The 24,069-nt window shown below is 74.2% G+C and carries 17 protein-coding genes and 1 pseudogene; 13 read left to right on the top strand and 5 right to left on the bottom strand.

Going from position 1 to position 24,069, the window contains the following annotated elements:
* Positions 1-40: 40 nt before the first annotated feature.
* Positions 41-1,012: a MerR family transcriptional regulator gene (locus tag V6U88_RS06475; protein WP_334450728.1), complete on the bottom strand. Its 972-nt coding sequence runs from the start codon at positions 1,010-1,012 to the stop codon at positions 41-43.
* Positions 1,013-1,193: 181 nt separating this feature from the next.
* Here V6U88_RS06475 and dxr point away from each other — a divergent pair, with 181 nt between their 5' ends.
* From dxr to V6U88_RS06430, 9 genes are all read left to right on the top strand, one after another.
* Positions 1,194-2,405: a 1-deoxy-D-xylulose-5-phosphate reductoisomerase gene (dxr, locus tag V6U88_RS06470; RefSeq protein WP_334450726.1), complete on the top strand. Its 1,212-nt coding sequence runs from the start codon at positions 1,194-1,196 to the stop codon at positions 2,403-2,405.
* The gene (locus tag V6U88_RS06465) at positions 2,405-3,643 is read left to right on the top strand and encodes a M50 family metallopeptidase (RefSeq protein ID WP_334450724.1); all 1,239 of its coding nucleotides are present in this window, start codon (positions 2,405-2,407) and stop codon (positions 3,641-3,643) included. The genes dxr and V6U88_RS06465 overlap by 1 nt, the downstream gene beginning before the upstream one ends.
* A gap of 9 nt (positions 3,644-3,652) precedes the next feature.
* On the top strand, positions 3,653-4,825 hold the full coding sequence (gene ispG, locus V6U88_RS06460) for a flavodoxin-dependent (E)-4-hydroxy-3-methylbut-2-enyl-diphosphate synthase (RefSeq protein WP_334450722.1): 1,173 nt from the start codon (positions 3,653-3,655) through the stop codon (positions 4,823-4,825).
* A gap of 152 nt (positions 4,826-4,977) precedes the next feature.
* Positions 4,978-6,201 carry an MFS transporter gene (locus V6U88_RS06455; RefSeq protein ID WP_334450720.1) on the top strand — a complete coding sequence of 408 codons (1,224 nt, stop codon included), beginning with the start codon at positions 4,978-4,980 and terminating at the stop codon, positions 6,199-6,201.
* 47 nt (positions 6,202-6,248) lie between these two features.
* Entirely contained in the window at positions 6,249-7,088 is an 840-nt protein-coding gene (locus tag V6U88_RS06450) for a GNAT family N-acetyltransferase (RefSeq protein ID WP_334450718.1), read from the top strand.
* Positions 7,089-7,201: 113 nt separating this feature from the next.
* A complete protein-coding gene (locus tag V6U88_RS06445; RefSeq protein ID WP_334450716.1) occupies positions 7,202-8,038 on the top strand; it encodes an ABC transporter ATP-binding protein in 837 nt (278 codons plus the stop codon).
* Positions 8,035-10,185, top strand: a complete 2,151-nt coding sequence (locus V6U88_RS06440; RefSeq protein ID WP_334450714.1) for a YhgE/Pip domain-containing protein — start codon at positions 8,035-8,037, stop codon at positions 10,183-10,185. Before V6U88_RS06445 ends, V6U88_RS06440 begins: the two co-directional genes overlap by 4 nt.
* A gap of 92 nt (positions 10,186-10,277) precedes the next feature.
* Positions 10,278-10,871, top strand: a complete 594-nt coding sequence (locus V6U88_RS06435) for a TetR/AcrR family transcriptional regulator (protein WP_179803608.1) — start codon at positions 10,278-10,280, stop codon at positions 10,869-10,871.
* A 122-nt stretch (positions 10,872-10,993) separates the two neighbouring features.
* Positions 10,994-14,497 (top strand): ABC transporter ATP-binding protein, encoded by a 3,504-nt coding sequence (locus tag V6U88_RS06430; protein WP_334450711.1) that lies wholly within the window; start codon positions 10,994-10,996, stop codon positions 14,495-14,497.
* Positions 14,498-14,600: 103 nt separating this feature from the next.
* Here V6U88_RS06430 and V6U88_RS06425 read toward each other — a convergent pair whose 3' ends face one another.
* The 4 genes and pseudogenes from V6U88_RS06425 to V6U88_RS06410 all read right to left on the bottom strand — a co-directional run bounded on the left by V6U88_RS06425 (position 14,601) and on the right by V6U88_RS06410 (position 18,887).
* Complete coding sequence (locus tag V6U88_RS06425; protein ID WP_334450709.1) at positions 14,601-15,668, bottom strand: NADH:flavin oxidoreductase/NADH oxidase; 1,068 nt, start codon at positions 15,666-15,668, stop codon at positions 14,601-14,603.
* Positions 15,669-15,753: 85 nt separating this feature from the next.
* The gene (locus V6U88_RS06420; RefSeq protein ID WP_334451243.1) at positions 15,754-17,052 is read right to left on the bottom strand and encodes a dicarboxylate/amino acid:cation symporter; all 1,299 of its coding nucleotides are present in this window, start codon (positions 17,050-17,052) and stop codon (positions 15,754-15,756) included.
* A gap of 205 nt (positions 17,053-17,257) precedes the next feature.
* Positions 17,258-17,860: a DUF998 domain-containing protein gene (locus tag V6U88_RS06415; RefSeq protein WP_442934585.1), complete on the bottom strand. Its 603-nt coding sequence runs from the start codon at positions 17,858-17,860 to the stop codon at positions 17,258-17,260.
* Positions 17,839-18,887: pseudogene (locus tag V6U88_RS06410) on the bottom strand (glutathione S-transferase family protein). The gene V6U88_RS06415 and the pseudogene V6U88_RS06410 overlap by 22 nt, the downstream one beginning before the upstream one ends.
* A gap of 109 nt (positions 18,888-18,996) precedes the next feature.
* Here V6U88_RS06410 and pcaF point away from each other — a divergent pair.
* From pcaF to V6U88_RS06390, 4 genes are all read left to right on the top strand, one after another.
* The gene (pcaF, locus tag V6U88_RS06405; protein WP_334450703.1) at positions 18,997-20,202 is read left to right on the top strand and encodes a 3-oxoadipyl-CoA thiolase; all 1,206 of its coding nucleotides are present in this window, start codon (positions 18,997-18,999) and stop codon (positions 20,200-20,202) included.
* A gap of 245 nt (positions 20,203-20,447) precedes the next feature.
* A complete protein-coding gene (locus V6U88_RS06400) occupies positions 20,448-21,266 on the top strand; it encodes an SAM-dependent methyltransferase (protein WP_334450701.1) in 819 nt (272 codons plus the stop codon).
* 7 nt (positions 21,267-21,273) lie between these two features.
* Entirely contained in the window at positions 21,274-23,442 is a 2,169-nt protein-coding gene (locus tag V6U88_RS06395; protein ID WP_334450699.1) for a putative bifunctional diguanylate cyclase/phosphodiesterase, read from the top strand.
* Positions 23,443-23,494: 52 nt separating this feature from the next.
* Positions 23,495-23,995: a DUF456 domain-containing protein gene (locus V6U88_RS06390; RefSeq protein ID WP_334450698.1), complete on the top strand. Its 501-nt coding sequence runs from the start codon at positions 23,495-23,497 to the stop codon at positions 23,993-23,995.
* Positions 23,996-24,069: the final 74 nt, after the last annotated feature.

The following is a 24,069-nucleotide window of genomic DNA, read 5'->3' as shown; positions in this document are numbered from 1 at the left end:
CGGATGACCCTGCATGGCTCATGTCGTTACCTCCCGTAGATCAAGTGCCCGAGATTCCTGCCCCGTCGCGCCACCCTGGTGTTCGGGCGCGCAGGGCCCGGATGGACCAGTCGATCACGGACGCCAGGCTCTCGGTCGCTGGCCAGCCGTTGATCACAGAGAGCAGCTGCAGGTAACTCTCCCTGCGCGGGTCGTTCGCGGACTCCAGGCGGACCAACAGCCAGCGTCGAAGCTCGACGTCGTCGTTGCGACCGCTGAGGTGTGCGTACTGACCCATGACCGCCGCGACGACAGGGTCGGCCTGTGGTGAGACTGGGTCGATGCCAGCTACCAGCGCTGGCCCGACCTGGTCGCGAACCAACGCCACAGCATCGCGCTGAACACGCACGCCGTCATCGTGGGCGCGGTCGGCCGCATGCTGCTCAACGATCCGCCGCATGCTGGCGCGAAAATCCGGGTCCTGGGACAGTTCGGCCAACTCCACCCACGCCTCCACCTGCTCGGCCTCGGGGTTGTCGGGCAGCTCAGGGGTCATCGAGCGCATGATCCCCACGAACTCAGGGTTGGCGTCCACCAGGCCGCCGAAGACGGTGTCGAGGAATTCGCCGATCAGGCGCCGCCGTTCGTCCTCGGACAGCATGGTCAGCTTGTGCATGAGATCCATCTCCTCAGGGGTGGACCCGCGCCTGGCGACCGCCGTCAACACCGCGCGCCGCAGGCGCAGCATCCTGATCTGCACCGCGAGCGCTTCTGCGTGCGCTGCGGCGACCTCGGGAAGCGAGATTTCCCGGTCCACGACCATGCGGATCGTGGACAGGTCCAGTCCCAGGTCGCGCAGCGCCCGCACCAGGTCCAAGCGCGCGACGACGTCGATCCCGTAGAGGCGGTATCCGGTCGGGCTGCGGTCAGTCGGCGGCACGATCCCGCGGTCGGAGTAGAACCGGATGGTCTTGACCGTCAGCCCGGTCCGCCGGGCCAGATCGCCGATCGTGTAGAGCGTTTCGCCGTGCATACCCTCACCCTTGCGTCTCCCCCTGCTGGAGGTTCAAGCCGTTCAGCCGTCAGTTGGCACTCGACCTCCTGCCCGCCAACAACGGCTGAACTCCTCGGCGAGGAGGCGCCGGCCGAGGACCCGGACGGCGAGGGCTGAGGCTCCCAGCGGGCGCACAGTGACGCCGGGGCAGAATGGCGGCGTGACGACACCCCGCGACCTCGTTCTGCTCGGCTCCACCGGTTCGATCGGCACCCAGGCCATCGACATCGTGCGGCGCAACCCGGACCGGTTCCGGGTGGTGGCGCTCGGGGCCGGTGGCGGCAATGTCGAACTGCTCGCCGCGCAGGCCCTGGAGCTGGGCGTGGACGCGGTCGGGGTGGCGAAGTCCTCCGCCGCACAGGACCTCCAGCTCGCCTTCTACGCCGAGGCGAGCCGGCGTGGCTGGGCCACCGGGGACTTCAAGCTGCCGAAGATCATCGCCGGCCCGGACGCGATGACCGAGCTGGCGCAGTGGCCCTGCGACGTCGTACTCAACGGGGTCGTGGGGTCCCTCGGGCTGGCGCCGACCCTCGCGGCGCTGCGCGCCGGTCGTACCCTCGCCCTGGCCAACAAGGAGTCGCTGGTGGCCGGCGGCCCGCTGGTGAAGGCCGCGGTGATGCGGCCGGGGCAGATCGTGCCGGTGGACTCGGAGCACTCGGCGCTGGCCCAGTGCCTGCGCGGCGGCACCCGGGGCGAGGTGCGTCGGCTGGTGGTCACCGCCAGCGGCGGCCCCTTCCGGGGTAAGCGGCGCGACGAACTGACGCAGGTCACGCCCGAGCAGGCGCTCGCGCACCCCACCTGGAACATGGGCCCGGTCGTCACGATCAACTCCGCCACCATGGTCAACAAGGCGCTGGAGGTGATCGAGGCGCATGAGCTCTTCGACGTGCCCTACGCCGACATCACCGTGATGGTCCACCCGCAGTCGGTGATCCACTCGATGGTCGAGTTCGTCGACGGCTCCACCCTCGCCCAGGCCAGCCCGCCGGACATGCGGCTGCCGATCGCGCTCGGCCTCGGCTGGCCGGACCGGGTGGCCGACGCCGCTGCCGCGGTCGACTGGACCACCGCGCACACCTGGGAGTTCGCCCCCCTCGACGACGAGGCGTTCCCGGCGGTCGCCCTGGCCAAGGCCGCCGGCGAGACCGGCCGCTGCCGCCCGGCGATCTACAACGCGGCGAACGAGGAGTGCGTCGCGGCGTTCGTCGCCGGCCGGCTGCCCTTCCTCGGCATCGTCGACACCCTCCGCCGGGTGTTGGAGGAGGCTCCCGATTTCGGCGAACCAGGTACCGTCGAGGACGTGCTCACGGCGGAGTCGTGGGCACGCGCGCATGCGCAGGAGATCATCTTGGGGTCGGGGAAGGAAGCCTGATGCTCTATCTGCTCGGGGTGGTCGTGATCGCCCTGGGGATTCTCATCTCGGTGAGCCTGCACGAGGCGGGCCACATGCTGACCGCCAAGGCGTTCGGGATGAAGGTCACCCGCTACTTCGTCGGCTTCGGCCCGACCCTCTGGTCATTCAAGCGCGGTGAGACCGAGTACGGACTGAAGGCCATCCCGCTCGGTGGCTTCTGCAAGATCGTCGGGATGACGCCGCAGGACGACGACGTCGAGCCGGGCGACGAGCACCGGGCCATGTGGCGCTACCCGGTCTGGAAGCGGACGATCGTGATGTCCGCCGGTTCGGTGACCCACTTCGCCCTCGCGGTGATCGCCATCTGGCTCGTCGCGATGTTCGTGGGGATGCCGAACAAGGACCTGCCCAACCCGCTGCCGGCGCACGTCAAGGTGGTGGACTGCGTCATCCCCACCGAAGCGGTGCGTGAGTGCGCCCCCGGTGACCCGGTCAGCCCCGCCAAGCAGGCCGGGCTGCGCGACGACGACAAGATCCTCGCGGTGAACGGCACCTCGGTCGCCGACTACACCGCCCTGGTCAAGACCGTCCGCGACCTGCCCCCGGGCAAGGCCACCATCGCGTACGAGCGGGACGGCGTGCGCGGCGAGGTCCAGGCCGACCTGGCCGCCGTGCAGCGCAAGCCGCTGGACGACCCGGACGGCGCCCTGAAGACCGTCTCCGCCCTCGGCGTCGCCGGCCCCGCCCTGCCGCCGGGCGTCCCGGCCACCGTCACGTACGGCCCGGTCGAGGCGATCCCGGCCACCGCCGGTTACACCAAGGACCTCGCCATCGGCACGTACGAGGCGATGAAGCGGATCCCGGAGAAGGTGCCCGCCCTCTGGACCGCGGTCACCGGCGGCGAGCGGGACAAGGACACCCCGATCAGCGTCGTCGGCGCCAGCCGGCTCGGCGGCGAGGCGCTGGCGAACGGCTTCTGGCAGATGCTGCCTCTGCTGTTCATCTCGCTGAACTTCTTCGTCGGTGTGTTCAACCTGCTGCCGCTGCTGCCCCTCGACGGCGGGCACATCGCCATCGCCTGGTTCGAGCGCGCCCGCTCCTGGCTGTACGCCAAGATCGGCCGCCGCGACCCCGGTCGGGTGGACTACATGAAGCTCATGCCGCTCACGTACGCGGTGATCCTGGTCGGTGGCGCGTTCACGCTGCTCACCGCCACTGCGGACATCATCAACCCCATCACGCTCTTCTCAAGGTGAGTGCCTGAAGTGACCGCTGTCAGTCTCGGTATGCCCGCCGTACCGCCCCCGCCGCTCGCCCCCCGTCGGGCCAGCCGCCAGATCATGGTCGGCTCGGTGCCGGTCGGTGGGGGTGCGCCGGTCTCGGTGCAGTCGATGACCACCACCCTCACCTCCGACGTCAACGCCACCCTCCAGCAGATCGCCGAGCTGACCGCGTCCGGGTGCCAGATCGTCCGGGTCGCCGTGCCCAGCCAGGACGACGTCGAGGCGCTGCCGGCGATCGCGCGCAAGTCGCAGATCCCGGTGATCGCCGACATCCACTTCCAGCCGAAGTACGTCTTCGCCGCGATCGACGCCGGCTGCGCCGCGGTACGGGTCAACCCGGGCAACATCCGGCAGTTCGACGACAAGGTCAAGGAGATCGCCAAGGCGGCCGGTGCCGCCGGCGTGCCGATCCGGATCGGCGTGAACGCCGGCTCGCTGGACAAGCGGCTGCTCGCCAAGTACGGCAAGGCCACCGCCGAGGCGCTGGTCGAGTCGGCGCTCTGGGAGTGCTCGCTCTTCGAGGAGCACGGCTTCCGGGACATCAAGATCTCGGTCAAGCACAACGACCCGGTGGTCATGATCCGGGCGTACCGGCAGCTCGCCGCGCAGTGCGACTACCCGCTGCACCTGGGCGTCACCGAGGCCGGCCCGGCGTTCCAGGGCACCATCAAGTCGGCGGTCGCCTTCGGCGCGCTGCTGGCCGAGGGGATCGGCGACACCATCCGGGTCTCCCTCTCCGCCCCGCCGGTCGAGGAGATCAAGGTCGGCAACCAGATCCTGGAGTCGCTGGGCCTGCGCGAGCGGGGCCTGGAGATCGTCTCCTGCCCGTCCTGCGGGCGGGCCCAGGTCGACGTCTACAAGCTGGCCGAGGAGGTCAGCGCCGGCCTGGAGGGGCTGCCGGTGCCGCTGCGCGTCGCCGTCATGGGCTGCGTGGTGAACGGTCCGGGTGAGGCCCGCGAGGCCGACCTCGGCGTCGCCTCCGGCAACGGCAAGGGCCAGATCTTCGTCAAGGGCCAGGTCATCAAGACCGTGCCCGAGGGCCAGATCGTGGAGACGCTGATCGAGGAGGCGCTGCGCCTCGCCGACGAGATGGGCGCCGAGATCCCCGAGGAACTGCGCGACCTGGTCCCCGGCGCCACCGTCACCGTCCACTGACCCACCCCGCCCCCGGGGCGCTCGCGCCGCGAGCGCACTTACCGAGAAAGAGTGGCTGTTCCGGAAGGAACAGCCACTCTTTCTTTGTATCTGCCGCCCCACGCGTTCATACAGGGAAGAAAACCGTACGTACGTCTTGTTAAGGTGGCGGCGTGCGCCTGCTCCCCGAACCGGGCCCGGCCCGGACCCTCGCCCTCTCCACCCTGGTGAACACCGTCGGCCGGGGCACCTGGCTGACCGTCAGCGCGCTCTTCCTCACCCGCTCGGTCGGCCTGTCGGTCGCCCAGGTCGGCGTCGGCCTCACCGTCACCGCACTGGTCAGCCTGGTCGCCAGCACACCGATGGGCTACCTGGCCGACCGACACGGCCCGCGCGGCATCCAGCTCGCCGCGCTGGTCGCCTCCGGCGTCTTCACCGCCGCCCTGGTGGCGGTTCGGTCGTTCCCGACGTTCCTGCTGGTCGGCGTGCTGATGGCGGTCGCCGACGCCGCCAGCCGGGGTGCCCGGGGCGCGCTGATCGCCGGAGCCGTCCCCGCCGACCAGCGGGTCCGCACCCGGGCCTGGCTGCGGGCCGTCACCAACGTCGGGATCTCGGTCGGGGCCGTGGTCGCCGGCGTCGGGCTCGCCGCCGACACCCGCACCGCGTACGTGGCGCTGATCCTGCTCGACTGCGTCACCTACCTGCTGGCGGCGGCGGTCCTGCTCCGGCTGGCGCCGGTCCCACCGGTCCCGGCACCGGCGCACGGGCCCCGGCTGATCGCCCTGCGGGACCGCCCCTTCCTGGCCTTCACCGTGCTCGACGGGCTGATGTCGATGCACTTCGGGCTGCTCAACATCGCCCTGCCGCTCTGGATCGCCGACCACACCACGGCCCCGCACTGGCTCATCTCGGCCTGCATGCTGGTCAACACGGTGACGGTGGTGCTCTTCCAGGTGCGCGCCTCCCGGGGCACCGAGGAGCTGCCCGGGGCCGCCCGGGCCGCCCGGCGGGCCGGGGTGGTCATCGCCGTGGCCTGCGCGCTCTTCGCCGCGAGTGCCGGCGTACCGACCGCGGCGGCCGTGGCGCTGCTGCTGGCCGGGGCGCTGGTGCACGTGGTCGGCGAGTTGTGGCACGCGGCGGCGGGCTGGGGCATCTCCTTCGGTCTCGCCCCGGCCCGGGCGCAGGGTCAGTACCAGGGCGCGTACGGGATGGGCATGCAGCTCGGCGGGATGGTGGCCCCGGTGGTGGTGACCAGCCTCGCGGTGGGTTGGGGCGCGCCCGGCTGGCTGCTGCTCGGCGGGATGTTCGTGCTGCTGGGCGCGCTGGTGCCGCCGGTCGTGCGGTGGGCGGCGCGGACCCGGCCGGCCGAGCCGGTGGCCGAGCCGGCCACCGTCTGACCCCGTCGGCCAGCGCGCGGCCGCCCACGTCTGGCAGGCTGGTAGCCGTGCTGACGATGCCGGTACGCCAACTGGGGGAGTCGGAGCGCCGCGCGGTCGAGCGGCTGCTCGACCTCGACCCGTTCGCGGGCGCGCAGGTCGCCGAGCGGGTCGCCGCCCGCGGCCTGGCCTGGTGGCGGGCCGAGGGGCGGATCCTGGGGTACGGGGGCCGGCGCAACCTGGAGTCGATCTGCTGGCTGGGCGGCAACCTCACCCCGGTGCTCGCCTCGGAGCCGGCCGTCGCCGCCTTCGCCCACCAGCTCGCCGCCGAGGAGCGGCTCTGCTCCTCCATCGTCGGGCGGGCCGACGCGGTGCTCGGCCTCTGGGACCGGCTCTCCGACCACTGGGGCCCGGCCCGGGACGTCCGCCCCAACCAGCCGCTGCTGGCCACCGACGCGCTGCCCCCGGTCGCCGGCGACCCGCAGGTACGCCGGGTGCGCGGCAACGAGATCGACCGGCTCTTCCCGGCGGCGGTGGCCATGTACACCGAGGAGGTCGGCGTCTCGCCGCTGGCCGAGGACGGCGGGCGGGCCTACCGGCGGCGGGTGACCGACCTGGTGCGGGCCGGCCGGGCGTACGCGCGCTTCGTCGACGGCCGGGTGGTCTTCAAGGCGGAGCTGGCCGTGGTGACCCGGCGTACCGCCCAGGTCCAGGGGGTCTGGGTGGCGCCCGAGTGGCGGGGGCGGGGGATCGCCACCGCGGCGATGGCGGCGGTGGTGCGCGACGCGCTGCTGCGGGTGGCGCCGACCGTGAGCCTCTACGTCAACGACTTCAACCTGCCCGCCCGCCGGGTCTACGAGCGCTGCGGCTTCCGGCCGGTCGGCACCCTCGCCACCGTGCTGTTCTGACCCGCTCCCCGCCGGCCATGGCGGGGATCACGCCCGTCGCGATCCGAGAACCGGACGTTCGGCGTCTAGGCTGGGCATGTTTTTAGACTGACCAGTCAGTACAAGGATGTCGGATGAAGATCGTCGAGGCGCGCGGGCTGGGCCTGCGTACCCGCCGGGGCTGGGTGTACCGGGACGTCGACCTGACGGCCGAGGCGGGCGAGCTGCACGCCGTCACCGGGCCGCCCGGCAGCGGGCGTACCTCCCTGCTGCTCGCCCTGGCCGGTCGCTTCCCGCACAACGAGGGGACCCTGCGCACCCGCGGACCGGCCGCGCTCGGCCAGGTCGCCGGGGTGCACGAGCCCGACCCCGCGCTCACCGTCGCCGAGCACATCCAGGAGCGGCTGCTGCTGCTCGGGCCCGTACCGCGCCGCCGTCGGCAGCTGGTGCCGGTGGCCGCCGTCCGGGCTCGGCGGGCGTACCGGCGGGACGCCTTCGCCGCCGCGATCTCCGGGGCGGGCTTCACCGACGTACCCCTCGATCCGGACGTGCGCGGCCGCGACCTCACCCCGCAGCAGCGGCAGGTCCTCGGCCTGGTCCTGGCCACCCTGAGCGGCCCGAGCCTGATCGTCGCCGACGACGTGGACGCCGGCTCGGACGCCCCGGAGCGGGCCTGGCTCTGGGCCGCCCTGGCCCGCCTCGCCGACCAGGGGTACGCGGTGGTGGCCAGCGCCCGCGCGGTCGAGCCCGGCGCCCGGGCCGTCGTGCACCGGCTCGGTGACCCGTCGCTGCCGGTCCGCCCCGACCTGACCCTTCCGGCCGCCGCCGCTGCGGTCCCCGCGCGCACCGTCGCCGTCCCGGCGCAGGTCGTCCCCGCGACCGCCGACCCGCAGGCCGCAGCCGATGCCGGCCCCGAGCCCGCCGCGGCCGCCGGCTGGCCCGCCGACCCCGACACCGAGGTGAACCGATGAGCGTCTTCCGCCTCGCCCGCTTCGAGCTGCGCCGGCTGACCCGGGGCCGGCTGCCCCGCGCCGCGCTCGCCGTGCTGACCGTGATCCCGCTGCTCTACGGTGCCCTCTACCTCTACGCCTTCTGGGACCCGTACGCGCACCTGGACCGGATCCCGGTGGCGCTGGTCAACGCCGACCGGCCCGCCACCGCCGGCGACGGCAGGGTGGTGCACGCCGGACAGGACCTCACCGACGAGCTGCTCGACCGCAAGGTCTTCGGCTGGACGGTCACCGACGCCGACGACGCCGCCGCCGGACTGCGCAGCGGCCGCTACCACCTGGTCTTCTCCATTCCGGCGGACTTCTCCGCCACCCTGGTCGCCAGCCCGGAGCCCGACCAGCCGGCGCGGCGCGGCGAGCTGAGGGTGGTCAACGACGACGCCACCAACTACCTCTCCGGCCTGCTGGGCCGCTCCGCGTTCACCGAGATCCGCGCCGCCGCCGCGGAGAGCACCGCCAGCGGCTACTTCGACAAGATGCTGGTCGGTTTCACCGACCTGAAGGCCGAGACCGGCCGGGCCGCCGACGGCGCCGGACAGCTCGCCGACGGGCTCGGCACCTCGCAGGACGGCGCCGGGCAGCTCGTCGACGGGCTGAACCGGTCGGAGGCGGGCGCGGGACAGCTCGCCGACGGGCTGGACCGCAGCGCCCAGGGCGTGGACCAGCTCTCCTCCGGCCTCGACAAGCTCCGCACCGGGGCGACCCAGCTCGCCGACGGCAGCGCCCAGGCGGCCACCGCCACCCGGGCCGCTGCCGACAAGGTGGACGCCCTCGCCGACCGGGCCGAGCCGTTCCTGCGCGACAACGCCGACGAGATCGGCACCGCCGCCACCGTCATCGCCGAGGGCGCCGCCGCGCTGGCCGACGGGCTGGACACGCTGCCGGAGCAGGCCGACGACGTGCTGGCCCAGGCGCGCAAGGTCGCCGACCGGCTCGACGCGCTCGTCGCCGCGCACCCCGAACTCGCCGACGACCCAGCCGTCACCGCCGCCCGCGCCGCCGCCGGCAAGGCCGTCGCCGGAGCCGAGGAGCTGGCCGCCACCATCGACCGGACCGACCTGGCCGCGCTGCAGAAGCAGATGCGGGAGGTCGCCGCCGCCGCCCGCGAGGTGGCCGCCGCCGCGCCGCACCTCGCCGACGACGTGGCCGGCGCCACCGCCAAGGTGCACCGGCTCGCGGACGCCATCGACACGATCGCGAAGGGCAACGCCGAGCTGCGGGACGGGCTGGGCGAAGCCGCCGGCGGGGCCCGCGAGCTGCGGGGCGGGCTGTTCCGGCTCGCCACCGGGGCACGTGACCTCGACGGCGGGCTCGCCCGGCTCAGCGGCGGCGGGGACCGCCTCGCCGCCGGCCTGACCAAGCTGGAGGGCGGCGCCGGCCAGCTCGCCGACGGGCTGGCCGCGGGGGAGAAGAAGATCCCCGGGTACGACGACGCGGCCGACCGGGCCGCCATCCTCGGTGACCCGGTCTCGCTGGACCGCAAGTCGGAGCACCCCGCCGGCTCGTACGGCGTCGGCTTCGCCCCGTACTTCCTCGGGCTGGCCCTCTGGGTCGGCGCGATGATCACGTACATGCTGCTGCGGCCGGTGAACCGGCGGCACGTGATGTCCGACGCGCCCGCCTGGCGGGTCGCGCTCGCCGGCTGGCTGCCCGCCGCGGCGATCGGGCTGGCCCAGGCCGGGGTGCTCTTCACCGTGGTCACCCTGGTGCTCGGCCTCGACCCGGCGCACCCGGCGGCGACGCTCGGGCTGCTCGCCCTGACCTCGCTGGCCTTCACCGCGATCATGCAGTGGCTCGGCGCGCAGCTCGGCCCGGCCGGTCGGCTCGCCTCGCTGGCGCTGCTGATGCTCCAGCTCACCTCCTCCGGCGGCACCTACCCGGTGCAGACCTCGCCCGGCTTCTTCCAGGCGATCCACCCCTGGCTGCCGATGACGTACGTGGTGCAGGGGCTGCGGCACACCATCAACGGCGGGTCGTCGGCGACCGTGCTCACCGGCGCGCTGGTCGTCGCCGCCTTCGGCGCGGGGGCGCTGCTGCTCACCGTCGGCGCGGCGCGCCGGTCCCGGCGCCTGACCCCGGCCAGGCTGCACCCCGAACTGACCATGTGAGGATGCTGATGGGCCGGACGGCGGTACGACAGCCGGCCACCCCCGGCCCGCACCGGTCCGGCACGGGCCGGTCGGGCGGACGGGGAGGGCGAGTGACGGACGGACGGTCGCGGCGGCGGGAGGACACCCGGCAGCGCCTCTTCGTGGCGGCGGTGGAACTCATCGCCGAGCAGGGCTTCTCCGCCACCACCGTGGACGACATCGCGGCCCGCGCCGGGGTGGCCAAGGGCACCGTCTACTACAACTTCGAGTCCAAGACCGTCCTCTTCGAGGAGCTGCTGCGGCACGGCATCGGCCTGCTGACCGCCGACTTCCGGGCCGCGGTGGCCGGCCTGCCGCCGCGCGAGGCGCTCGCCGCCCTGGTTCGGGCCGAGCTGGAGTACATCCGGCGCTACCGGGCCTTCGCGCAGCTGCTGCTGTCGGAGATGTGGCGGACCAACCGCGAGTGGCAGCAGACGCTGCGACTGCTGCGGGGCGAGGCGATCGAGGTGATCGCCGACACGGTCCGGGCCGGGGTGGCCAGCGGTGACCTCCCCGCCGACCTGGACGTGCGGACCGCCTCCTCGGCGCTGTTCGGCGTCGGCCTGGTGGTGGCCGTGGACTGGCTGGTCTTCCAGCCCGACCGGCCGATCGAGGACGTACAGGAGGCGCTGCTCGGCATCGTCCGGCGGGTCGCCCAGACCTGACCTTCGACACATCCGGGCAGGTCGGAGGCGGCGGGGGCACGGTAAATGCGTTGAATGGTCGCGGCCCGAGGACCAGGCTGGGCCTACCGCCACCACCCACCCGAGTCCGGAGGGACCCTCCCATGCGCCTGCTCCGTGATCTCTGGGCCACCGCACCACGCCGGATGGCGGTGGTGGCCGTACTGATCGTGCTCGGGGCCGCCGGGCAGGCCGCCGCCTCGGCCCTGGCCGGCCCGGTCCTGGTGCACCGGTCCGCCGGCTTCTTCGCCCTGCTGGTGCTGGCGCTGGTCGCCGCCGTGCTCAGCGACCTCGTCATCGGCCTGCTGATGGCCGGGCTCACCGCCGACTGGTCCGCCGACGTCCGCCGGCGGCTGTGCCGGGTGGCGCTCGGCCAGGACCTGACCGCCCTGGAGACCACCCCGGTCGGCGAGCTGCTCGACCGCATCGACAACGACGTCTACCAGGTCGCCTCCGAGCTGCGGAACACCGGCGTCCGGCTCGTCCAGGGGCTGGCGGTCTGCCTGCTGGCCACGGTGAGCGCCCTCTTCGTCTGGTGGCCGGCCGGGGTGGGCATGGTCCTGCTCACCGCGCTGCTCGGCGTCTCGCTGCGCCGCCCCACCGCGCGCATCGCCCCGGCCCGGATGGCCGAGGAGGAGGCCTGGTCGGACCTCGCCGCCGTGATGGAGGAGGCGGTCCACGGCCAGGACGACGTGCGGACCAGCCTGGCCCGCCCGTACGTGCTGCGCCTCTACGCCCGGCGCGCCGCCGAGGTGCTGGCCCGGTGCCGGCGGGTGTTCCTGATGTCCGCCCGGGTCACCACGATCGCCGCCGGTGCGGTCCGCGCCGGCATCGCCGCCGTCGTCCTCGGCGGGGCCTGGGCGCTGGCCACCGGCCGCATCGACGGCGCCCGGCTGACCGCGATCTGGCTGCTGGCCATCGCCTTCGGGGCCACCGTCGAGCACCTCGCCCGCTGGGTGCCCCACCTGCAGTACGCGCTCGGCGCGTGGGCCCGGGTGCAACTGCTCTCCGACGCCCGCCAGGAACCCGTCGGCGGGGCGGCCCCGGCGGACGGTGACCTGACCGTGCGCGGGCTCACCTTCCACTACCCGGCCAGCGGTGACGGCGAGCGGGGGCCGGCGCTGCGCGACATCCGGCTCACCTTCGCCCGCGGCCGGTCGTACGCGCTGGTCGGGCGGACCGGATCGGGCAAGTCGACGCTGGCCAAGGTGCTCACCCGCGCGGTCGACGTGCCGCGCGGCACCGTCTTCCTCGGCGACACCGACCTGGTCGACCTGGACGTCGAGCAACTGCGCCGCTGGGTCGCCGTGGTCCCGCAGCGCACCGAGATCCTGGCCGGGACGCTCGCCGAGAACGTCGCGCTCTTCGACCCCGACCTGCTCGACGACGCCACCCGGGCGCTGGAGGAGCTGGGGCTGGCCGGCTGGATCGCGGAGCTGCCCGACGGCGTCCGGACCCGGCTGGGCGAGGGCGGGCACGTGCTGTCGGCGGGGCAGGAACAGCTGGTGGCGTTCGCCCGGATCCTGGTCCGCGACCCGCACGTGGTGATCCTCGACGAGGCGACCGCCCGGCTGGACCCGGTCACCGAGACCCGGGTACGCCAGGCCACCGAGCGGCTGCTCACCGACCGGATCGGCATCGTCATCGCCCACCGCCTCTCCTCGGTGCGCCGCTGCGACGAGGTGGTGGTGATGGCCGACGGGGCGGTGCTGGAGGCCGGCCCGCTGCGCGAGTCGGAACGCTTCGCCGAGCTGCTGGCCAGCAGCCACGCCGCCGCGTACGCCCCGGCCGGCGCGGGTCGGGGCGGGGTGGACCTGCTGCCCGGGCCGCGCGACCCGTGGGAGGTCGAGGCCCCGGCGTCCGCGCCGGCGGAGGTCACGCGGCCGGCCACCGTGGCCGTGCCGAAGACCGACCCGCCGCCGCTGCCCGCCCCGCCGCCCGCGCGCACCATGCGGGAGATCCTCCGGCTGGGCACCAACGACCCGAGGCACGGCCTGGTCTCGGTCGCCATGTTCGTCGCCATGACGCTGCTCGGCCTGGACGGGGCGGTGCTGCCCTGGCTCTGGGCCGACGTGGTCGACGGCGGCAGTCCGTGGCTGCCCGCGCTCGGCATCGCCGCCGCGCTGCTGGTCGTCCTGCCGCTGCCCTTCTTCACGAACCTGTGGTTCCCGCAGTGGTGGGTACGCCAGATGCTGCGGATCAGCCTGCGCCTGGTGCACGGGCAGACCGGGGCGCGCCGGGTCAGCGGGCACACCCCGGCGGAGGTGGTCGCCCAGGGCGGCGACACCGAGCGGGTGGTGCAGCTCGCCGACAACCTGATGGACCAGTTCATCGCCCTGGCGATCGTGGTCACCATGACCGCGGTGACGGGCAGCTTCGTACCGGCGCTCTTCTTCGTCGGGACGATGGTGGTCTCCGGGCTGGCGGCGACGCTGTTCGGGCCCCGGCTGGAGCGGTCCGCGCGCGGCACCGTGGCGGCGCGGGCGGCCTTCGCCACCGCGCTGGTCTCCGCGCTCTCCTCGGCGCGCACGGTGAAGCTCGCCGGCGCGACCCGGCCGGTGCTGACCCACCTGGCGGCGCTGGACACCGTGCGCAGCGACCGGCAGCGCCGGGAGATCTCCGCGCAGGTGTGGGCGCGGTCCACGCCGTCGCTGGTCAGCGGCCTGCTGCCGATCGGCGCGTGGGCCCTCTACCTGGCCGGCGGGCTCTCCGCCGGGGCGACGCTGGTGGCGGTCTCCACCCTCGGCGCGGCCCGCTGGTTCGCCTGGACCACCGCGTCGCTGGTCTCGCACTACCCGTCGGCCCGGGTGTGGACCCGGCGGACGACGGCGATGTGCGGGGTCGGGACGTACTCGGCGGCGGTGCCCGGGGTGGACCTGGCCGCCGGCACCGCGCCCGCGCCCGTGCCGCCGGCCCGGCGTCCGCTGCGCCGGCTGGAACTGGCCGGCTTCGGGGCGCTGCACTCCGACGGCACCCTGGCGGTGCGGGACGTCGACCTGACCGTCGACCGTGGTCAGCTGGTGCTCGTCGTCGGGCCGGTCGGCTCCGGCAAGTCCTCGCTGCTGCGCGCCCTGGCCGGGATCGTGCACCACACCGGCAGCCTGCGGTGGAACGGCGAACCGGTGACCGAGCCGGAGCTGTTCCTGCGCCCGCAGCAGGTCGGGTACGTCGGGCAGCTGCCCCGGGTGCTCTCCGGCACGGTCGCCGACAACATCGCGCTCGGCCACGAGGTCGACGCGGCCGGGGCGGTGGCCACCGCGCAGCTCGACCACGACCTGGCCGCGGCCGGGGGCGGGCTCGGCCTGCTCATCGGGCACAAGGGGACCCGGCTCTCCGGCGGGCAGTTGCAGCGGTTGGCGCTGGCCCGGGCGCTGGCGCCGCGGACCGAGCTGCTGGTCGCCGACGACGTCTCGTCGGCGTTGGACGTCACCACCGAGCTGGCGCTCTGGGCGGCGCTGCGCGAGCACGGGGTGACCGTGGTCGGCTCGACGTCGAAACGGGCGGCCCTGGTGCGGGCCGACCACGTGGTGGTGCTGCAGGACGGGGCGGTCGCGGCCCAGGGCCCCTGGCGGGACCTCGAGGACGACTGGAGCCACCTGGCCGGCTGACCGGCGGGTGGTCGACCCTCGACCCCGTTTGCGGCGTGTCGGGGTGTCCCGTGGCGCGGACACCCCGACACGCCGTAAACCGTGCGCCAACGGGGCGGTCGGGTCAGAAGGCGCGGGCGTACTGGTCGGGCCAGGCGGGGTGGGCGCCGAGCTTGGCGGCGGCACGGCGGGGCCAGTACGGGTCCCGGAGCAGTTCCCGGCCGAGCAGCACCAGGTCCGCCTCGCCGCCGGCGACGATCTGCTCGGCCTGCTCCGGCTCGACGATCAGGCCGACCGCGCCGGTGAGCACCCCGGCGTCGCGCCGGATGCGGGCGGCGAGCGGCACCTGGTAGCCGGGGCCGACCGGGATGCTCGCCCGGGCGGCCGCGCCACCGGAGGAGGCGTCGACCAGGTCCACCCCGGCGGCGGCGAGTTCACCGGCGAGCACGACGCTGTCGTCGACGGTCCAGCCGCCCTCGACCCAGTCGGTGGCGGAGATCCGGGTCAGCACCGGCACCCGCTCGCCGACGGTGGCGCGGACCGCGCGGGCCACTTCCAGGGTGAGCCGCATCCGGGCGCTCCGGTCGCCGCCGTAGCCGTCGGTGAGGTGGTTGGTCAGCGGGGACAGGAACTCGTGCAGCAGGTAGCCGTGGGCCGCGTGGATCTCCACCGCGCCGAAGCCGGCGTCCACGGCCCGGCCGGCGGCGGTGGCGAACGCGGACACCACGCGGGCGATTCCGGCCTCGTCGAGCGCGGCCGGCTCGCGGTAGTCGGGGAGGAACGGCTCGGCGCCGGGGCCGACCGGGGTCCAGCCGCCCTCGGCGTCCGGCACGCCGCCGCGCCGTTCGGCCCATGGCCGGTACGTCGAGGCCTTGAACCCGGCGTGCGCGAGCTGCACCGCCGGCACCGCGCCCTGCGCGGCGACGAACCCGGTGATTGGCCGCCAGGCGTCGACGTGGGCGTCGGACCAGAGACCGGTGTCCTGCGGGCTGATCCGCCCCTCGGGGACGACCGCGGTGGCCTCGGTGAGGATCAGGCCGGCACCGCCGACGGCGCGGGAGCCGAGGTGGATCCGGTGCCAGTCGGTGGGCAGGCCGTCCGGGCCGGCGCTGTACTGGCACATCGGGGCGAGGGCGACCCGGTTGGGCAGGGTGACCGCGCGCAGGGTCAGCGGGGTGAACAGGGCACTCATGTCGGTGATCCTCCGTCAGAGCGATCGAGGAGGGCCCCGTGGGGCGGGACCCTCCTCGATCAGCGTCCGTAGCGAGCCGGCGGGGTCAGGCGGGGACCGGGGCCAGCCCGTCCTGCCGGGTCGGCCGCTCGGTCTCCTCGGCGTCGATCAGCTCACGACGGCCGGCCGAGTCGTACGCGGCGCGGTCCAGGGTGCCCTCCCGGGCGGCGACGATGGTCGGCACCAGCGCCTGCCCGGCCACGTTGGTGGCGGTGCGGATCATGTCCAGGATCGGGTCGATCGCCAGCAGCAGGCCGGCGCCGGCCAGCGGCAGGCCCAGCGTGCTGAGGGTCAGGGTGAGCATCACGATCGCGCCGGTCAGGCCGGCGGTGGCCGCCGAGCCGACCACCGAGACGAAGGCGATCAGCAGATAGTCGGTGACGCCCAGGTCCACCCCGAAGACCTGCGCGACGAAGATCGCCGCCAGGGCCGGGTAGATCGCCGCGCAGCCGTCCATCTTCGTGGTGGCACCGAAGGGCACCGCGAACGAGGCGTACTCGCGGGGGACGCCGAGGCGCTCGACGGAACGCTGGGTCACCGGCATGGTGCCCACCGAGGAGCGGGAGACGAAGGCCAGTTCGATCGCCGGCCAGGCGCCGGCGAAGAAGCGCAGCGGGTTGAGCCGGCCGGCGACCACCAGCACCAGCGGGTAGACCACGAACAGCACGATCGCGCAGCCGACGTAGACGGCGGTGGTGAACTTGGCCAGCGGGGCGATCAGGTCCCAGCCGTACGAGGCGACGGCGTTGCCGATCAGGCCGAGGGTGCCGATCGGGGCGAGCCGGATGACCCACCAGAGCGCCTTCTGCACGATCTCCAGCAGCGAGCGGTTGAGCGCCACGAACGGTTCGGCGGCCTCGCCGACCAGCAGCGCGGCGGCGCCCACCACCAGGGCGAGGAAGACGATCTGGAGCACGTTGCCCTCGACGAACGCGCCGACCGGGTTGGTCGGCACGATGCCGGTGAGGAAGTCGGTCCAGGAGCCGGTCTTCTTCGGCGCGGTGGCGCCGGCCACGTCGAGGGTGACCCCTCGGCCCGGGTCGGTCAGCAGGCCGAGGCCGATGCCGACGGCGACCGCGATCAGGGCGGTGGCGCCGAACCAGAGCAGCGTCTTGAGGGCCAGCCGGGCGGCGTTGGCCACCCCGCGCAGGCTGACCACGCTGACCACGATGGCGGTGAAGACCAGCGGCGGGACGGCCAGCTTGAGCAGCTGGACGAAGAGGCCGCCGACGGTGTCGAGGGTGCTGGCCAGCCAGCTCAGGTCGTTGGCGCGGGCGAGGAAACCGAGCGCCACGCCGAGAACGAGGCCGAGCAGGATCTGCACGGAAAAGGGGATCTTGCGCAGGGCGGAAGGCATGAAGACGTGTCCAAGGCTGGAGAGGGTCGGAACGGGGCAGCGTCAGGAGAGCGGCTGCGCCGGACAGACGCCGCTGGCCTGCAGTCGGAGATCGACGTACAGGCGCACGGTGAGGTGCCAGACATTGGTCATCGCTCGCCGAGGCTACTCCCGGCCGACGCGCAGCTGGAAGGAGCGCAGGGCGTGAGGCTCCTTACAGGGAGCGTTTCCGGTCCGTTGACCGCTTCGTCACGGTCGGCTCCCGACGCAGGCCCAGTACGGTCGCCGCCGCCAGGCCCCAGCCGACGGTCACCGCCAGCAGCACCCGCTCCAGGCCACCCACCAGCCCGCCCCGCCCGACCACCAGCATGGCCAGCGCGATCGCGCCGGCCAGCGGCATGGCCAGCGCCCCGCCCAGGGCCGAGACCCGCCGCAACGCGGGTGGCGCCGCCCGGGACCAGGCCAGCGCGAGCATCGCGAAGACCACCGCCGCCACCGCCGCGATGCTCGACCCGCCGTGCACCAGGTCGGCCACCGTCGCCGCCTCGAACGGCGGCAGCGGACAGCCGGCGCTGCACCGCACCACCCCGGAGAGCAGGGTGAACACGCTGCCCGCGCCGAGCAGCGCCGCGGCGACCCGCAGCGGCGCCGGGAGCGCGGCGGCGAGCAGCAGCAGCGCCGCGGCCAGCGCGAAGACCCCGATCCGGTACGTCGCGGCGTACCGGCTGGCGGTGACGCCGGCCTCGCTGACGTACCCGGTCAGGCCCGGACCGGGACCGGCGACCACGGCGACGGTCACCGCGACCGTGCCGGCCAGCAGGCAGCCGGCGGCGGCGGACGCGGCGGCGACCCGGGCGGGGCGGACGGCCCGGTCCGGCTCAGCCACGCCCGTGCGGCGTGGTCCAGCCGTGCAGGTCGGGGCCGAGCGGCACGATGCGGGTCGGGTTGATCATCTCGTGGGTGGCGTAGTAGTGCCGCTTGATGTGGTCGAAGTCGACCGTCTCCCCGAACCCGGGCGTCTGGAACAGGTCCCGGGCGTACGCCCAGAGCACCGGCATCTCGGTCAGCTTCTGCCGGTTGCACTTGAAGTGCCCGTGGTACGCCAGGTCGAAGCGGACCAGCGTGGTGAAGAGCCGCACGTCCGCCTCGCTGATCTGCTCGCCCATCAGGTAGCGGCGCCCGGCCAGCCGCTCCGACAGCGCGTCCAGCCGGGCGAAGAGCGCGGTGTACGCCTCGTCGTACGCCTCCTGCGAGGTGGCGAAGCCGCACCGGTAGACCCCGTTGTTGACGTCGGCGTGGATCTCGGCCATCAGCGCGTCCATCTCCGGACGTAGCTGGACCGGGTAGAGATCCGGCGCGTCCGGGGCGTGGAAGCGCCGCCACTCGGTGGAGAAGTCCAGCGTGAGCTGCGGGTAGTCGTTGGTGACCACTCGCCCGGTGAGCGTGTCGACCAGCGCCGGCACGGTCACCCGCCCGGTGTAGTCCGGGTCGGTGGCCAGGTACGCGTCGGAGAGGAAGCCGATGCCCAGCACCGGGTCGAAGCCGTCCGGGTCGAGGCTGAACCGCCAGCCCCGCTCGTCCCGGATCGGGTCGACCGTGCCCAGCGAGATGACGTCCGCCAGGCCGAGCAGGTTGCGCACGATCCTCGCCCGGTGCGCCCACGGGCAGGCCCGGCACCAGATCAGCCGGTACCGGCCCGCCTCCAGCGGCCAGCGGTCCTGCTCGTCCGGCCCACCCCCGGGCGGGGAGGTCGAGTGCGGGGTGACCCGTCCGGTGAACCGGTTGGGCTGGCGGACGAAGGCGCCACCGCCGGCGGTCTCTGCGCTGAACTGGGCCCGGGCCATGCCGTCAACCTATCCGGTCGGCGCGCGGATATCCTGGCCCTCGGGCGTCCCCGCGACCCGGGCCGACGCGCCGCCGCCGAGCCCCTTCCACCCCCGAAGGACAGCGCCGATGACCGTGGCATACCTCGTGGCCGGAGTCCGCACCCCGATCGGCCGGTACGCCGGCGCCCTCGCCGGGGTACGCCCCGACGACCTGGCCGCGCACGTGATCCGCGAGCTGGTCGCCCGCCACCCCTCGGTGGACTGGGCCCGCACCGACGACGTGGTGCTCGGCTGCGCCAACCAGGCCGGCGAGGACAACCGCAACGTCGCCCGGATGGCGGCGCTGCTCGGCGGGCTGCCCGAGGAGGTCCCCGGCAGCACCGTCAACCGGCTGTGCGGCTCCGGCCTGGACGCGCTGGCCATTGCCGCCCGGTCCATCGTGGCCGGCGAGGCCGACCTGGTGGTGGCCGGTGGCGTGGAGAGCATGAGCCGCGCGCCCTTCGTCATGCCGAAGGCGGCGACGCCGTTCGCCCGCACCGCCGAGGTGTACGACACCACCATCGGCTGGCGGCTGGTGAACCCGCTGATGAAGGCCGGCTGGGGCATCGACTCGATGCCGGAGACGGCGGAGAACGTGGCCGCCGAGTTCGGCGTGGACCGGGCCGCGCAGGACGAGTTCGCGCTCCGTTCCCAGCAGCGGGCCGCCAAGGCGCAGGCCGACGGCCGGTTCGCCGAGGAGATCGTGCCGGTGACCGTGCCGGCCGGGCGGCGCGAGACGAAGCTGGTCGAGGTCGACGAGCACCCCCGGGATACCTCGCTGGAGAAGCTCGCCGCGCTGCCCACCCCGTTCCGGGAGGGCGGCACGGTGACCGCCGGCAACTCCTCCGGCGTCAACGACGGCGCGGTGGCGCTGCTGGTGGCCTCCGAGGCGGCGGTCGCCCGGTACGGGCTGACCCCGCTGGCGCGGATCGGCGGAGCCGCCGCGGCCGGCGTACCGCCGCGGATCATGGGCATCGGCCCGGTGCCGGCCACCCGCAAGCTGCTGGACCGCCTCGGCCTGGGCCTGGGCGAGGTCGACGTGGTGGAGCTGAACGAGGCGTTCGCCGCGCAGGGGGTGGCCGTACTGCGCGAGCTGGGCCTGCCGGAGGACGCCGAGCACGTCAACCCCAACGGCGGCGCCATCGCGCTCGGCCACCCGCTCGGCGCCAGCGGTGCCCGGCTGGCGCTGACCGCCGCGCTGGAGCTGCGTCGCCGGGGCGGCCGGCGGGCGCTGGCCACCATGTGCATCGGGGTGGGGCAGGGCATCGCGCTGATGCTGGAGTCCGCCGCCTGATCCGTCGCGCCGTGCACGGCGCAGGCACGACCGGCCCGCCGCGGACACCGGGGCGCCGCAGGTCCCGGCCGCTGCGGGCGGGCGCGGGAGTTCGCGCCCGAAAAGTGGATCTCCCGTGCTTGCGCGGACGCGCATAGAGTGGTCAGCACCACACGATCCGCGGGTCGGCCGGTGTCGCCTCCGCGTGTCCGCGCGTCCGGACACCGGTGCCCTCCCGCGCTGCGGCGACGAACTGGGGCGAAGCGATGCAGATGCCGGACGGACTTCCCGCCGAGATAGACCTGAGCCGGCCGAGCGCGGCCCGCGTCTACGACTACTTCCTCGGCGGCGCGCACAACTTCGAGATCGACCGGCAGCTCGCCGAGCAGATCGCCAGCATGACCCCGAACCTGGCGGCCACCATGCGCTCCGGGCGGGAGTTCCTGCGCCGGGCCGTCCGCGTGCTGCTCGACGCGGGCATCGACCAGTTCCTCGACATCGGCTCGGGCATCCCGACCGTCGGCAACGTGCACGAGGTGGCGCAGGCCGCCAACCCGCAGGCCCGGATCGTCTACGTCGACATCGACCCGGTGGCGGTGGCGCACAGCCTGGAACTGCTGGCCGGCAACGACCGGGCCACCGCGATCCACGCCGACCTGCGGGAGCCGAAGCTGATCCTGGACGAGGCCCGGGCCAGCGGCCTGATCGACTTCAGCCGCCCGGTCGGCATCCTGCTCGCCGGGGTGGTCCACTTCATCCCGGACGCCGACCGCCCGGGCGACATTCTCGCCGCCCTGCGCGCCGCCGCCGTGCCGGGCAGCTTCCTGGTCCTCTCCCACTCCACCTTCGAGGACCAGCCGCGGGAGATGCTCGACGCGCAGCGCCTCTCGGCGCGTACCGCCACCGAGATCACGCTGCGCTCCCGGGCCCAGGTCACCGCCTTCTTCGGCGACTGGACGATCCTGGAGCCGGGCGTGGTGCACATGCCGCTGTGGCGGCCCGACTCACCCTCCGACGTGGACGAGCACCCCGAGCGGTTCGGCGCGTTCGGCGGCGTCGCCCGGTACGACCGCACCGCCGGCTGAGCCCGACATGGCCGGCGTCCCGGATCTCGACGGGGACGACCTGCACCGCCCCGGCGCTCAGCGGTACGCCGCCGAGTGGGCCCGGGCGGTGCGTCGGCTCGGTTTCGTGCCGCTGAGCGCGGCCGAGACCGAGCGGCTGCTGCTCGTCCACACCGTACGGCTGGGCCAGGCCGTGCTGGCCCGGCAGTTCTCCGCCAGCCCGGCGGAGGACGTGGGCCGGGCGCTGGTGGAGGCGCACCTCACCGAGCCGCGGGTGCTGGACTGGTCGGTGCACGCCCTCGGTCACGGGTTCCTGGCGCAGGTGCTGCCGGACCGGGTCCACCCCGCCGACGTCGCCGACCGGGTGGCGGCGTTGCAGGGCGCGCTCGCGGCCGGGTTCGCCCGCGCCCTGCGCAACCGGACCTTCGCCCAGCAGGAACGCATCGCCCGCTCGGCCTGGCAGGCCCGGGACGCGGTGGAGCGGGCGCTGCGCGACAGCGAGGCGCGCTTCCGCGCGGTCTTCACCGGCGCGGCGATCGGCATCGGCATCGCCGGCATCGACGGGCAGGTCATCGAGGTCAACCAGTCCTTCGCCGACATGCTCGGCTACACCACCGACGAGCTGCGGCAGCTCAACGTGGCGTCGCTGTTCCACGCCGACGACGCCGCCGGCATGTGGGAGCTGTACCAGGAGCTGATCGAGGGCAAGCACGACCACGCCCGGGTGGAGAAGCGCTACCACCGCAAGGACGGCACCGTCGTCTGGACCGACCTGGCGGTCTCGCTGATCCGGCACGACGACGGTCGCCCCCGGTTCACCGTGGCGATGATCGAGGACATCACCGAGCGGTACCAACTCCAGCAGCGACTGCGGTTCCAGGCCCTGCACGACCCGCTGACCGGGCTGCCCAACCGGACGCTGTTCTTCGAGACGCTCGGGCGGTGCTTCGAACGGGCCGGTCCGGAGCAGCGCATCGGCGTCTGCTTCCTGGACCTGGACGGCTTCAAGGCGGTCAACGACAGCTTCGGCCACGACCTCGGCGACCGGCTGCTGATCACCATCGCCCGCCGGCTGGCCGACTGCGTGGCCGGGCAGGGCCACCTGGTCGCCCGAATGGGCGGCGACGAGTTCGTCATCCTGGTCGACGGCGGCGAGGGGCTCGACGACGCAGTCGGGGTGGCCGAGCTGGCCCTGGCCGCCGTCTCCGCCCCGGTGCTGGTCGGCGACCAGCAGTTGGCCATCTCGGCCAGCGTCGGCGTGGTGGAGTGCCCGGCGGCGGAGACCAGCGTCTCCGAGCTGATGAAGGCCGCCGACACCACCCTGTACTGGGCGAAGGCGGAGGGCCGGGGCCGCTGGGCGGTGTACGACCCGGAGCGCAGCGCCGCCGACATCGCCCGCTCGGCGCTCGCCGCCGGGCTGCCGGCCGCCCTGGACCGGGACGAGTTCGTGGTCCACTACCAGCCGATCGTGTCGCTGCTGGACGGGGCGATGCTGGCGGTGGAGGCGCTGGTCCGCTGGCGGCACCCGGAGCTGGGGCTGGTCGGGCCGGACCGGTTCATCGGGCTGGCCGAGGAGACGGGCCTGATCGTGCGTCTCGGCGAGTGGGTGCTGGGGCAGGCCTGCCGGGACGCCCGGGCCTGGCACCGCGAGTTCCCGGCGCAGCGGCTGGTGGTCAGCGTCAACCTGGCCGCCCGGCAGGCCGACGACCCGGCCATCGTCGACACCGTGGCGAGCGTGTTGAGCCGGACGGGCCTGCCGGCGGAGCTGTTGCAGCTGGAGCTGACCGAGAGCGCGGTGATGGGCACCGCCGGGGAGCCGCTGCGGTCGCTGCGCCGGCTCGCCGGGCTGGGTGTCCGGCTGGCCATCGACGACTTCGGCACCGGGTACTCCAACCTGGCGTACCTGCGGCGGCTGCCGATCCACTGCCTGAAGCTGGCCGGACCCTTCGTCGAGGGGATCCGGGCCGACGAGCCGGACGCTACGGCCGACCACCGCGACGAGCGCATCGTGGACGCCCTGGTCCGGCTGGCGCACGCGCTGGAGCTGTCGGTGACCGCCGAGGCGGTGGAGACCGGGGCGCAGGCCGAACGGCTGCGGGCGCTGCGGTGCGACACCGGCCAGGGGCGCTGGTTCGGCCCGCCGATGCCGGCGGAGGAGATCACCGCCCGGTTGCGCGGCGGGGAGGCAGCGGCGTGAGCGACGCCGGGCAGGTCAGGCAGGTCGGGCAGGTCGGACGGGCGGAGGCGGCGTGGGGCTGACGGACGCGCAGGCGGCGGTGTCGGTGGTGGCCGCGCTGGCCATCCTGGCCGGGCTGGCCGGCGTGGTGGTGCCGGGGCTGCCGGCGCTGCCGCTGTGCTGGGGCGGCGTGCTGGTCTGGGCGATCTTCGGCGGCGCGGGCCCGGGCCGCTGGGCGGTGCTCGCGGCGGCCACCGTGGTCGCCGCCGGGGCGACCGTGGTCAAGTACGCCTGGCCGGGACGGAACCTGAAACGGACCGGCGTACCCACCTCCTCGCTGCTCGCCGGCGGGCTGCTCGGTCTGGTCGGGTTCTTCGTGATCCCGGTGGTGGGGCTGGTGCTCGGCTTCGTCGGTGGGGTGTTCGGCGCCGAGCGGCTGCGGTTGGGCAGCAATCAGCTCGCCTGGCCGGCGACGGTGCAGGCGCTCAAGGCGGCCGGGCTGTCGATGCTGGTGGAGTTCCTGGCTGGGCTGGTCGTCGCCGCCCTCTGGGTCGCCGGCCTGTTGTTCGCCTGAGCGCGGTGCGAGGGCGGCGGCGCGGGGGTGCCCGTCGGGTACGGCGGATGGCCGTACGAGTGAGAGAGAGGTGA

Source organism: Micromonospora sp. CPCC 205739 (genome assembly GCF_036906795.1).
Lineage (GTDB): Bacteria > Actinomycetota > Actinomycetes > Mycobacteriales > Micromonosporaceae > Micromonospora.
Note: the sequence above shows the minus strand (reverse complement) of the source record. Positions and strands in the feature narration are given on the sequence as shown.